Source organism: Runella sp. R5_40 (assembly GCF_057652295.1).
In genome coordinates, this window is record NZ_JBYFCH010000002.1 from 120,183 (window position 1) to 131,921 (window position 11,739).

General features: G+C 45.7%; 12 protein-coding genes. 7 read left to right on the forward strand and 5 right to left on the reverse strand.

Annotation, left to right across the window (positions count from 1 at the left end):
- Nucleotides 1–4 precede the first annotated feature (4 nt).
- From AC23N5_RS05375 to AC23N5_RS05400, 6 genes are all read left to right on the forward strand, one after another.
- Nucleotides 5–823 carry a hypothetical protein gene (locus AC23N5_RS05375; protein ID WP_487754762.1) on the forward strand — a complete coding sequence of 273 codons (819 nt, stop codon included), beginning with the start codon at nt 5–7 and terminating at the stop codon, nt 821–823.
- A 46-nt stretch (nt 824–869) separates the two neighbouring features.
- Entirely contained in the window at nt 870–1,403 is a 534-nt protein-coding gene (locus AC23N5_RS05380) for a collagen-like triple helix repeat-containing protein (protein ID WP_183975464.1), read from the forward strand.
- Nucleotides 1,404–1,878: 475 nt separating this feature from the next.
- Nucleotides 1,879–2,400, forward strand: coding sequence for a hypothetical protein (locus AC23N5_RS05385; RefSeq protein WP_183975465.1), 522 nt, complete (start codon nt 1,879–1,881; stop codon nt 2,398–2,400).
- A 164-nt stretch (nt 2,401–2,564) separates the two neighbouring features.
- Nucleotides 2,565–3,101: a hypothetical protein gene (locus AC23N5_RS05390; RefSeq protein ID WP_487754763.1), complete on the forward strand. Its 537-nt coding sequence runs from the start codon at nt 2,565–2,567 to the stop codon at nt 3,099–3,101.
- Nucleotides 3,102–3,136: 35 nt separating this feature from the next.
- Entirely contained in the window at nt 3,137–3,667 is a 531-nt protein-coding gene (locus AC23N5_RS05395; RefSeq protein WP_487754764.1) for a hypothetical protein, read from the forward strand.
- 108 nt (nt 3,668–3,775) lie between these two features.
- Complete coding sequence (locus AC23N5_RS05400) at nt 3,776–4,609, forward strand: hypothetical protein (RefSeq protein ID WP_487754765.1); 834 nt, start codon at nt 3,776–3,778, stop codon at nt 4,607–4,609.
- 9 nt (nt 4,610–4,618) lie between these two features.
- Here the strand turns inward: AC23N5_RS05400 and AC23N5_RS05405 are convergent, their stop codons facing one another.
- The 4 genes from AC23N5_RS05405 to AC23N5_RS05420 all read right to left on the reverse strand — a co-directional run bounded on the left by AC23N5_RS05405 (nt 4,619) and on the right by AC23N5_RS05420 (nt 8,995).
- Nucleotides 4,619–5,389 (reverse strand): 3-ketoacyl-ACP reductase, encoded by a 771-nt coding sequence (locus AC23N5_RS05405; RefSeq protein ID WP_487754766.1) that lies wholly within the window; start codon nt 5,387–5,389, stop codon nt 4,619–4,621.
- Nucleotides 5,390–5,749: a helix-turn-helix domain-containing protein gene (locus tag AC23N5_RS05410; protein WP_183975473.1), complete on the reverse strand. Its 360-nt coding sequence runs from the start codon at nt 5,747–5,749 to the stop codon at nt 5,390–5,392.
- A 142-nt stretch (nt 5,750–5,891) separates the two neighbouring features.
- Nucleotides 5,892–7,340, reverse strand: coding sequence for an oxidoreductase (locus AC23N5_RS05415; protein WP_487754767.1), 1,449 nt, complete (start codon nt 7,338–7,340; stop codon nt 5,892–5,894).
- A 254-nt stretch (nt 7,341–7,594) separates the two neighbouring features.
- A complete protein-coding gene (locus AC23N5_RS05420; RefSeq protein ID WP_487754768.1) occupies nt 7,595–8,995 on the reverse strand; it encodes a glycoside hydrolase family 88 protein in 1,401 nt (466 codons plus the stop codon).
- A gap of 243 nt (nt 8,996–9,238) precedes the next feature.
- Between AC23N5_RS05420 and AC23N5_RS05425 the strand changes: the two genes are divergently transcribed.
- Nucleotides 9,239–9,769: a DUF2911 domain-containing protein gene (locus AC23N5_RS05425; RefSeq protein ID WP_487754769.1), complete on the forward strand. Its 531-nt coding sequence runs from the start codon at nt 9,239–9,241 to the stop codon at nt 9,767–9,769.
- An 82-nt stretch (nt 9,770–9,851) separates the two neighbouring features.
- On the opposite strand, the gene AC23N5_RS05430 is transcribed toward AC23N5_RS05425, so the two are convergent.
- On the reverse strand, nt 9,852–11,552 hold the full coding sequence (locus AC23N5_RS05430; RefSeq protein ID WP_487754770.1) for an FAD-dependent oxidoreductase: 1,701 nt from the start codon (nt 11,550–11,552) through the stop codon (nt 9,852–9,854).
- Nucleotides 11,553–11,739 lie beyond the last annotated feature (187 nt).

Sequence of the window (11,739 nt, forward strand, 5' to 3'; positions counted from 1 at the left end):
TACAATGAAAACACTTATAATGAGCCTCTTTCTGGGGCTGATAGGTTATTCTCATGTTCTTTGTGCACAATTAACGGTTACAATTCGCACAGGAGGCGACGACCTACGAGGCGGGCAAGCAGCCTTTGTCCAACTCATATACCGCAATAACACCGTTTCACAAGAATTCGATTTGAATCAAGGAGCAGGTTGGGGAAATAACTCCATGCATACTACGTCTTTTCAGATACAACCTATACCAAATATAAGTAACATTGCTGCTGTTCGTATCCGTTACGACGGTGCTCCCAGAAAATTTCCTGATACTTACGATAATTGGAATTTAGAAACCTTAACGGTTTTATTGAATGGTGTTCAAATTGCCCAATGCTCGGGAACACCTTGGCACCGTTTCACTGGCGAAAGTACATCCCGAGACTGTAAAGTATCCGTTCAAGCGCCAAACCCTATGACTTTCAATGGCTGCTGGGCTTCCGAATGGTCAGATTGTAACTCTAACGGTAAGATCGTATCAAGTGCTAAACTCAGCTTCAAACAAGACCCTCATAATAAAGCTCGTTGGTACGGAGCGTGGGGCGGAGGCTCAGACAGCAAAGGGAATCAGCACAGCGGATTCCTGCTAGGTACACTCGATGGTCATGTGCTTAAAGGCACGTGGTACGAAGTAATCTATCAAAATAGTATTACATGCCCCAATCTTACCTACAGCGGTACCTTTCAGTTTACGTTAGGCAGTAACTCGTCTTTTTCAGGTACTTGGACAGACACCAACGGTCCATGTCGAGGCTCAAAAATAACTATGTGGTGGAATGGTAAACGATAAAACTATTTCATATCTCTCAAACAATCAAATACATTTCTCTCATCTCATGAAGACCCTACACTCTCTTTCAACTGCACTTCTCAGTGCCTCTCTTTTATTTTTATCAATTGCCTGTACCCCCACGAGCGGTGAACCTGGACCACAGGGGCCTGCGGGGCCGCAAGGTGTAGCAGGTCCACAAGGCCCTGCTGGGCAGAATGGCAACGCCAACGTAACACAAGTCACGTTTAATCAAACATTTAATGCCACAGAATATAAATCGTTTACTTTTCCGCCAGCAATCACCACGGATATCCTCAATTCAAGTGCGATATTGGTATATATTCGAACAAGCAATGATCCAAACAATTTATATCCAATCCCTGGCATGATTGCAGGAGACGATTTTAGATACTTTTTAATCCCGTCCAGCCGTAGTTTTCAGATTAGGCGACAATCAGGTGTATACGTTTCTTCCATAAGCATGACAAAAGTTATTATCATCCCTGCCAATAACCTCATCAATGGCCGTGTTGGCTTGCCTGATATTGATTTTTCAGACTACAATGCCGTCAAAAAGTACTACAATTTACCCGATTAATCTTTCCTCAACATTTAAATCTTCTAAATCAATCATCACATCGCGCAAATCGGTCACAGAAAATGAAAACGACACTATAACACAACCGTGTCAGTATGACAATGGCCGTGTCATCAGATGGACACAAGGAGGCAGAAGCTATGAAACCTATGCTTCGATAATAGGAGAAGGAACACTGTATGTACGAAATATGATACAGGCAAAATAACCGAATATCTTGAATACACCTATCAAAGGGGTCAAGGGGTGTGCGAAATTTTGCAGGTGACTGGGCTGTCTTTTATGTTTATTCTAACGTGCTCTATGTATTTTAGAATGAATGCCCTTAAAACCTGCATTTACTCGTACACCCCTATCAAGATGGTTTATGAACATTAAACGCAATGCTTAACAATTTCTTCAACGGTTTTCCAGATGAAATGAGGAGTAATCGTTCGGCTTCCATCAATTTTTCACTTCTAATACATTTACAATCATGGCAAAAGTAGAAAATGTATCTATGGTCATCGGTGGTGATCGGGTACAAAACAGCAATCAAGAATGGTGCAGAAAGGTAAAAGTATCGGCCAAATTTAAGTTTGCACCAGAAGAGGTCGGAAGTCCATTTCAAGTAAGAATAACGCTTTTTGGCACAGATAGGCCTGGCATAGACGTTGATGACGCACGCCAATTTCCTCCATGGCTACGCTGGGATACCGCCATAGGTGATTTTGATTTTAGCGGTGGAAACGGCACGTTATCTACATCGGCACTTTCTATTGTGGGCTCAGTTGTATATCAGAAAGCCCTAACTCCCACAACCACTGAGATGGATTTTGTAGAAGAGAAATTGGTATTAGAATCTCGACTGAATGAAGACCCGACTTTAGAATTTATCACCATTGGCCGCCCTCCCGTTACTCAACGGATTCCCAAACCGCACCAAGATGAACTATTTGTTAAAGTTCAACTGATAGTTGAGGGGGTATCACCCGTACAAATAACTACTATTTTTTAAGAAGATGGCTGCTACCAAGCTATTTTCAAGACCCAACGCTACAAAGAAGTAGTAGGTACGAGCGCACGGGTATGGTTTCATATTCACCAAATGGGAATTGTTGCTTTTTTTGAGGCCACTTTACAAAAATTCCACTAAGTCATTTCTTCAAGATAATAAATCCAATGAAGACCTTCATTCGACCTATTCATACTGCCTCGCTTGTAGCCATTTTGCTCACTGCTACGCTTACAAGCTGCGGTCTTTTCCAGAAAGCGGTAGAAGCCGCCTGGCCACTGCTGGGCACTTACAAAATGAGCAATGTTCAATTGGAGTTGAAATACACTGCCAACAACACATTGTATAATCAGAGAGGCACAACGACTCGTATTCCTAATGATTTTCTGGATTTTAGTACGGGCACCGTCACCATAGGCAATACAACCTACAAATATCGTCAAGAAAAAGTAAATGGAATCAAAAAGGTTGTCTTCATAGACCAATCCACCAACGAAGATGTCGTAAGTTTCACTTACAATCTAAGTAACAACTCCTTAACGCTCACGTCTGACAATGTAATCATGGGTACTACCGCCCGTGAAAGAGCCCAAGAAGCATTAGGTTGGGCTGCTACTTTTGGCTTTGGCATAACCAATTTCCCACGCATTACCTCAGCCACCGATGCCTCTTACGGTGCATTTATTATCAATGCAAGTAAGTAAGATACTCTTTTCCCCCCTCCCAAAACAATACATTTATGAAACCCCTCCTCCTCTCGCTTTGCCTGTGGGCAAGCGTAGCTGGGCACAGTATCGCCCAACAAACTACAGTAGTCAATCGCTGGATATCGCCCGTTACCAAAGATTTTATGTCATTGCCCGAAAGTATTTATACTGACCAGCAGCTTATTAGCTGGGGTTATACCCAAAAAACATTTCAGTTTGAGGCGTATTCGGAAGAGCCAAATGGCGATAATGTAACGGCAGTGTATCGGTGGATTATACCCAACTGCAAAGAGTCTATCCTCATAGCCGAACACGAACTCACCGACGCACAACTGCAAAGCTGGGGCTATCGCGACAAGCTATTTCAGTTTTATGCCTACAAAACTCGCCCCAATGATGGGCAACGCTACAAAGCTGTTTTTAGGTGGATTAACGCTAAGCCGCAAGGCAACCCATGCCGTGATTTTACACTCACCACCGTATCGGGCGAGTACAGTGATGCCCAATTACGCAGCTGGGGCTATTCCGACAAGCGTTTACAGTTCTACGTTCCTGTGTTTTAAAAAATAGGTAATCAAGGAGAGTAAAAAATCAATCTCCACACACTAACTAGCTTTCATAGAGCGTTTTAGTTAGAAACAGACATCTACAACGTTTCTATCTTTACTTCTATGAAAGCTTCATTTTTACTTATCGCATTGATGGTGGCATTGGGGAGTTTCTCTTGTCGCCAGGCGGGATTGGAAACCGAACCAGAACCGCTAAAACCCAATGAGCCTACCCTAGCAGAACAAGCTGAAAATTACGCAAAAACGCATCCTGACATTGCGTCTCCCGCCCTGAACAATGCACAGCCGTCTTCGGTCAAAGTGGCTATTGATCAGTTATTTGTGGGCACTTATTCTTTCAAATATGGTTCAAACAACGAACTTCTTCACATCGTTACAGGCAACGACACTATTTTTCAGGAAAGAACTGACCGTACAACTAAAACAGCTTTTAGTAAAGTAAGTGGTGAAACAACGACATTTCAGTTGAATGCTGAAGGACTGGCTCAAAGTTCAAAAGGGACTACCGCCAGCACCCCTAAACGTGAAGTCAATACCCGTTATTTTTACAAAAACGGTTTTTTGGTAAGCATGGCCAATGAGACGAAACTGACTAAGTTTGAGTACAATGGCCAAGGAAATTTGCTTTCGTGGAGTGGTGTTAATCACCAAGGACTAACGACAAATGCTTCTTACGAATACACCGACCTTCCCAATACCATTCGTCAAGAAATCACTAGCTGGATTACTCCTCATTTTTCGATGCGCGGCGATTTTTTGGGTAAATACAGTAGCCGTTTGCTCAAAAAAATGACTGTAAACACCACCTCGGGTATTTCAAGTGGTAATAACAACATCCTTGAATTTACTTACACCTTCGATGGCAACGGACGCATCTCCCGCATGACCATTCAGCGGAGCGATGGCACGAAGGTATTTTACGAATATCAATACTAGGAATACTTCCTACAACCGCGCCAACGTCAAACCTCCGTCAATGACAAATACTTGGCCCGTTGAGTACGGAAACGCTCCATCGGCAATGGCCAACACGGCCTTGCCGATGTCGTCGGGGTAGCCCCAGCGAGGTTGCACGGTAAGTCCTTCGGCGATGAGTTTGTCGTACTTAGCCGCTACCCCCGACGTCATGTCGGTTTTGATGACCCCTGGGCGTACTTCATAGACGGGGATGCCCAGCTCGCCCAATCGAGCAGCAAAAAGCTGCGTCATCATGCCTAATCCTGCTTTCGCCACGCAATACTCCCCGCGATTGACGGACGCTACTGTGGCCGAAATCGACGAAATGGTAATGATACTTCCTTCAAAATCTGGTGATGTTTCTTTTTGTTCGACCATCCAATTAGCGACAGCTTGCGTCAAAAAATACGTTCCTTTGAGGTTAGTATTGAGCACATAATCAAAGCTTTCTTCGGTGGCTTCCAAAAGATCGGCCCGCACTTTAGGGGCAACTCCCGCGTTGTTAACCAATACATTGAGTTGGCCAAAATGGCTTTTTATTTTGGCCAACATACTAGCACGCGCCTCCGCCGAAGCAATATCTCCCTGACAATAGATGACCTCGGCACCCAACGTTCGCAGATGTTCCAAGACATCGCTGACCGCTGCTTCATCGCGTACTCCATTGATAGCCAAATCAAATCCTTTTTGGGCTAAATGCTCCGCAATTCCCAACCCTATTCCACGGCTTCCTCCCGTGACGAATGCTACTTTTTTCATTTAATAAGCCAATAAAATATGTGCTGGAATCCCTAATTCATTGTGCATGAACTTCAAAAAATTGATGCTCATTTGTTTTTTACCACCCAAAATTTCGGAAATCGTGCTTTTACTCAACCCCATTCTCTTAGCCAGCCCTGACTGAGACAGCCCCTGTTCTTCCATTTCGTATTTCAGTGCTTCTAATGGAGTAAGAGGCACGATTTTATAATGTTTTTGCTCGTATTCGTGGATTAATAATGAGATTACTTCCAACAAATCTCCTTCTGGAGTATCAGGTTTTGCATGAAAAACAATTTCTAATTGTTTCAATGCTTTATCATAATCCTCCTCTGTTTTAATAAGTTTTATTGCTTCCATGAGTCAAGAATTACGCTAAGAGGTCTTCACGAAACTTTTCGCTTTTGCACAGTTTTGGGGAACCAATATTCGGCTTCTCCAAACTATTCGATACCAATTTTAGAATGGTAAAACTTTTTTCATTGAACAAATAGACCATTCACTACAACCCTTCCTTTATCGCTTTTAGCTCCTCGGCTTCGGGGCGTTTTTTGTAATAGGGATCTAGCGGGAAGCAACCTGAGATTAGACCATGACGTGGCGCAGTGGTACAATCAGAAAACGTACGGCAAATGAGATTGCGAGTGAGTGTTTTTCCTTGAATCATATCGTCGGGCATAGATGGATACGAAAGCACCATACGCCCAAAACCCACGCTATCGGCCATGCCATTGCGAAGCACGTATTGCGCCACATTCGGCAACCATTCTTGCAAATAGGAATAGCCTGAACCAATAATCACCAATTCAGGAAATTCAGCTTTTAACCCTGCCGTCACATCAATTTGGCGCTTAACACCTGCAAAAGGCTCCTCAGGCGGCAAGTAACCGTCCGACGGCGGAAACAACGCAGGACGTGTCAGGTGAGGCGTGTAGTAAGGGCTTCCCCCCGTTACGCATATCAACTGAATTCCTAACTCTTGCGCCAAACTCAAAAAGGCTTTGGGTTCGGCCAAATCAATCGAAAGACCGTCTTTTTGCCCTCCAAACGCATACGGATAGGTCTCCATTTGTTCGGGTTCACCTTGGTCGTTGGCCCCTTTTTTAAACGGTATAAAATCGAAAGCGCTCAAGCGAATCCCCATTTCTAACCCTGGAGCGGCCTGTTTGATACCCGCGACGATGTTGCGGAGATAGCGTGTACGGTTTTCAAAGCTACCACCGTATTTTCCGTCGCGGTCGATGGCGCTCAAAAACTCATGCCCCAAGTAGCCGTGACAGTGTTTTATGTCCACAAAATCGTAGCCTGCCTTCTGCGCCAACACCGCTGCTTTTACGTACATGTCGATGATTTCGTCCACCTCTTCGTCGGTCAGGACGGGGTGATCGGCTTCCATGCCAAATTTTTTATTCAAAAACGGATGCGAATACAAAATTTTCGACTCAAACTTTTTGTGGCTATTGGGTTTGCAAAAACGCCCCGAGTGCGTGAGTTGCAGGCCAATGACTAAGTCGTCGGTGGTGCCGAATCTTTCATAATGTTTGTCCAAAATCAATTGCCGTAATTGAACGAACTCTTCAAAATTTTCTTCGTTCATGACCAACTGATTGGGATTGGCCTTGCCCTCGTGGCATACCGCTACCGCTTCACAACCAAACAGTAGCTTAGCCCCACTCACGGCGAATTTCACCCAACGGTTTTTGGTAAACTCCGATGGCTTCCCGTCAAGTGTGCCGTCCCAGCCTTCCATGGGCAAAATACACAGGCTGTTGCCAATCGTCTTGCCCGATTTGAGGGTAATCTTTTTACCAAATGGGCTTTCGGCAGGAGGCAATAAAGTTTCGTCAAACGCCAAATCAACTTGGCTATTTTCTAAGTGTTTCTTCAAATCGGCCGTCGTTTTTAGCTGGGCCACTCGGGTATATTTGGGTTTGTATTTTCCGCTGCTCATGGGAGTTCTGTTGTTCGTGATTGTTGGATTACTCCGTCAGACGATAGTCAGACGGGGCTTTTATTACCTATATGCTCGTTTGAGGTCTGACTGCCGTCTGACCTTTTCCTCCGTCAGACGATAGTCAGACGGAGTTTTTATTACCTATGCTCGTTTGAGGTCTGACTACCGTCTGACCTTTACCCTGTCAGACGATAGTCAGACGGGGTGCTTTATCGCTTATACTCTCTTTGAGGTCTGACTGGCGTCTGACCTCATTTTACACAGTTTAGAAAAGCGTAGTACGGTTCGTTGTTGATAATACGCTGCAAGTACAGGGCTGCTTCTCGAATGTGATAATCGCCCCACATACTCGACTCTCCGTACGGGATTTTACTACCTTCTGGGACATAATCCCAACCGTTGGGACGGTGATAAATCGAATGGAGCAATAATCCTTGGTGCTCAGGGTCGGTGCTGAGATATGGCGCTTGCAATAACGTATCCATCACTGTTAGTCCTGCTTGCCAATAACGCTGCCCTTCGACAGCTTCACCTTTGTCTGTCAAATACTTACCCAAACGCAACAACCCTTGTGCGCCAATGGCAGCGGCGGAACTATCGACAGGTTCGTGGTCGTTAATCGGCTCGGCAGGACGGTCGAGGTAATTGCCTAATTTGTGTAAATTTGGAGCACCCGTATCCCAATAAGGCACACCGTCGGTAGGCGTATGCTCAATAAAAAAGTCGCAAGTAGCACGGGCGGCTTTGAGCATCATGGCTTCGATAGACGCGCGTCCTCCCAGCGGCTCTAACGCCTCGTCCGAAATATGATTGAGGGCTTCCAACTGCTCAGGGAAACCACACATTGCCCAAGCCAAGCCGCGCGTCCACGTACTGAATCCTGTATAACCTTGTTGCGAATTGGGGCAACGATAGTTTCCATCTTTCGTATTAAAAACGCTTTCGTGGGCGGTACGTCCCCAAAGATCGTACGAATCGCGTCCTTCTCCGTAATAGACGGCATAATCGGCCGTGGCTTTGATGTGTTGGAGTGCGCGTTCGAGCAGGTTGATTTTAACGTCATTTTCTCCCTGAAAAACGTGTCCCAATTGATGGCTTACCACCAAAGCGCGGCACGAGCGAATGGTATCAACAAACAATGAATGAGGGCCATTGAAGGAATGAATAAAGCCGCCGCTCGCTTCACCGTCGCGGCCTTTGATGGTCGTCCAACGGCTTGCTTGCACAGCCCCTGAGATTTTCAGGGCCAATTCGTAGAAATTTTTCTCCCATTCATTGAAAGGGATTTTCCCTTCGTGCATCAATCGCAACAAATTGCCGTAGGTACTGACGTTGTTGAAGCCGTGGTCGTGCACGCCAATGTGGCTCACGTGAGGGGCCATGACCGAGAGCGTATTTTTGCGACCATAGTCCAAAAACGCTTCGTCGCCCGTGGCATCAAATTGTAAAATAGCTGCACCAAACTGGAAGCCTTGTGTCCATTCGGTCCAGCCGCGTGTGGTGTATTGACCTTGTACGGTAAAAACAGGTGAGCCTTTAGCGACGTCGTAGTGGTCGGCAATAGCACGGATTTTTTGCGCCGAAAGCGCCCAGAAATCGTGTAGCTTGGCTGATAAATCAGAAGGTGTAAGGGTGGAGTTAATCTGAATCATTCGGTATAGTCAACGGTTAATAGTCGAGGAAAACGTTCCGCTTTCCGAGCAGAAATGTTTCTTTTTGGTCAGTAGTATAAACCGTTTTTTGACTAAAATCTACTTGAGTTTCCCACAAAGTTCTCCCCAGTTTTCCTTGAATCAACTTGCACCAATTTGAACCACGTTTGAACGGGTTGTTTTTGAAGGGTTCCACAATTTTGTCGCAGTCATTTTTATTAACCACTCAAATTATTGTAAGCTATGCAATCGTACCTAAAAAACAGCCTGACATTCTTTGCCTTTACCTTGGTTTATTTCTTTGGCTTCAACACCATTGCCCAAGACAAAAGCACACGCCCAAGCCCGCCCGCTCAAGTATCTCGGGAAGTAGGTGGCATTACGATTAGTCTCAACTACGGTCAGCCTTCGGTCAAAGGCCGCAAAGTGTGGGGGGAATTGGTGCCTTACGGACAAGTGTGGCGGGCGGGGGCCAACGAGGCTACCACTTTTGAAATCGACAAAGATGCCACCATTGAAGGCGCTACCTTGCCTGCGGGCAAATACGGTTTCTTTGTCATTCCTAGCGAGGGGAAATGGACGCTCATTTTCAACAAAGTAGCGGCGCAGTGGGGAGCTTTCAAGTACGACGAAAAACAGGATGCGTTGCGCGTGAATGTACAGCCTAAAAAATCGTCGCAATTCAACGAAAAACTGCTCTACACCATTTCTCCCAAAGGCAAGGTTTCACTGTTGTGGGAAAACATGGAAGTAGCTTTTAGTGTCAATCAGTAACCTGTTGTACAAACCTTGGCAGATAACCACATAGCTCACAATAATTGTGCGCTATGTGGTTTATTTTGTGTAAACCTTGGTCTTATTTCCCTTGGCTTGTTTCCCAATCTAAACGCTGGTTTTCCTTCTCAAGTACCTGACGAAGTTTCTCGTACGGCAATTTTTGAGGGGAAACGTTGTTTTCAATGGACAAGACCGCCGCTGCTGCCGCCGACTGTCCCAGTATCATAAACACAGGCTCCATACGGATAGAACCATAAGCAATGTGCGAACTTGATACGCAGACGGGTACCAGCAGATTGGCACATTCCGTTTCTTTGGGTAAAATTGCCCCATAGGCAATCGAATACGGTCTATCGGGATGAACGCCGATGTCGCCTTCGTTTTGAACGTAGGCTTCGGGGCGGCCTTCCGCTTTAGTCACAAAACGCTGGGCATTGTGCGAATCGAGCGAGTACGACCCCATTCCCACTGGCTGAGGTACGTTGGTTTTGCCCAAAGCATCGGCTTCGGTCATCACAAAAACGCCTTTCATCCGTCGTGCTTCGCGGATGTATAGTTGATGCGGCCAGCCGCCGTTGTCCTTAAATTCATCTTTGGGTAAGCCCCACTGTTTCATTTTGTCTTGTACGTCGGCAGGAACGCGAGGGTCGTTTTGCAAGAAATACATCAAGCCTTTTTGGTATAATTCGTGGTCTTTGATGATAGCCTTACGACGTTCGTAACTCGCTTCGGGATAATCGTAGTTTTTGCCAATGTAGTCGGTACTAAAAGGCCCGTGGTTGTTGGTATCCGTTTTACGGTTCGGAATGGGGTCATACTTATCGAACGTCTCGCGCCAGCCCGTCGCAAACACCCGCGCTACCAACTCGTATCGGTCGGGGTTATACCCTTCAGGTTTGGTAAAAAACACGCGGTTGTCGGGGTGGTTGCTCAAACACATTCGGAAGCAGTAGGCTTGGAGTTTGTTATCCCCCGACCCATTTTCACCTGGTGTTTCGGACGAAATTTCTGGCAAAAGTCCGCTTTTAGGGTCATTCTCAACTTTGTACGGACTCACTGGTTTTTTGAAATAATGCCCGTGCTGAAACACCCCTACTTGTACACCGTTCCATTTTTCGCCATAGACGCTGTTGGCCTCACGCCCCACGTGGTAACTCACGCCCGCAGCCGCCATCAAATCGCCCTCGTAAGTGGCGTCAATAAACATTTTTCCTTCATAGACATTGCCACTTAGGGTACGAAACGAGGTAATTTTTCCAGATTTTTTGACAACACCTTTGGCCGAACGGTCGAGCCATTCGTTGCGATACACCACCAATTTGTTTTCTTTGACAAAATCTTCAAAAACCTGTTCTGCCGCGTGGGGTTCAAAAATCCACATCGTACGGTTAGCACCGTCGAGGGCGGGCGTTCCTTGGCCTTTGTTGCCATATTCTTCCTTTTTTTGCCATTGCCACGACTCTTTTTCTTGGTAATGCTGGTACAAGCGGTGGTAAAACTCCCGCGAAAGCCCGCCAATGACTTGCTTGTTGCCCGTATCGGTAAACCCAAGCCCACCCGACGACAACCCACCGAGGTGTTTATCAGGCGAAACGATAATGGCGGTTTTACCCATTTTTACCACCTGCACCGCCGCCGTCACCGCCGATGACGTACCGCCGTAAATAATCACGTCGGCTTTACGAACCAAAGCGTGAGGAGCCAGCGTTCGGTTGGTTTTGAAACTTGGCAAGAAAAGAATAGCCCCCAAAAGCCAAATTAAAAGGGATGTTTTTTTCATTAGAAATGGTTTAGGAATTTAAAAGTTTTTTCAGGTACGCGGGATAATTGGCGCCATCAGTTGGGTCATTACCAACGTGCTATGGTAATAAACCAAAACTACGTTTAGATTTACTCTGGCTATTGTGTTCTATCAGTGAAAACACATAGAACACAATAGAATAGGCACCAAAAAAATAGAAGTTTTT

Bases quoted from the DNA above. Each gene is read 5' to 3' on its own strand.
- AC23N5_RS05425 (WP_487754769.1), top strand. From the start codon at position 9,239: ATGCAATCGTACCTAAAAAACAGCCTGACATTCTTTGCCTTTACCTTG.
- AC23N5_RS05415 (WP_487754767.1), bottom strand. From the start codon at position 7,340: ATGAGCAGCGGAAAATACAAACCCAAATATACCCGAGTGGCCCAGCTA.
- AC23N5_RS05390 (WP_487754763.1), top strand. From the start codon at position 2,565: ATGAAGACCTTCATTCGACCTATTCATACTGCCTCGCTTGTAGCCATT.
- AC23N5_RS05380 (WP_183975464.1), top strand. From the start codon at position 870: ATGAAGACCCTACACTCTCTTTCAACTGCACTTCTCAGTGCCTCTCTT.
- AC23N5_RS05385 (WP_183975465.1), top strand. From the start codon at position 1,879: ATGGCAAAAGTAGAAAATGTATCTATGGTCATCGGTGGTGATCGGGTA.
- AC23N5_RS05430 (WP_487754770.1), bottom strand. From the start codon at position 11,552: ATGAAAAAAACATCCCTTTTAATTTGGCTTTTGGGGGCTATTCTTTTC.
- AC23N5_RS05395 (WP_487754764.1), top strand. From the start codon at position 3,137: ATGAAACCCCTCCTCCTCTCGCTTTGCCTGTGGGCAAGCGTAGCTGGG.
- AC23N5_RS05405 (WP_487754766.1), bottom strand. From the start codon at position 5,389: ATGAAAAAAGTAGCATTCGTCACGGGAGGAAGCCGTGGAATAGGGTTG.
- AC23N5_RS05420 (WP_487754768.1), bottom strand. From the start codon at position 8,995: ATGATTCAGATTAACTCCACCCTTACACCTTCTGATTTATCAGCCAAG.
- AC23N5_RS05400 (WP_487754765.1), top strand. From the start codon at position 3,776: ATGAAAGCTTCATTTTTACTTATCGCATTGATGGTGGCATTGGGGAGT.
- AC23N5_RS05410 (WP_183975473.1), bottom strand. From the start codon at position 5,749: ATGGAAGCAATAAAACTTATTAAAACAGAGGAGGATTATGATAAAGCA.
- AC23N5_RS05375 (WP_487754762.1), top strand. From the start codon at position 5: ATGAAAACACTTATAATGAGCCTCTTTCTGGGGCTGATAGGTTATTCT.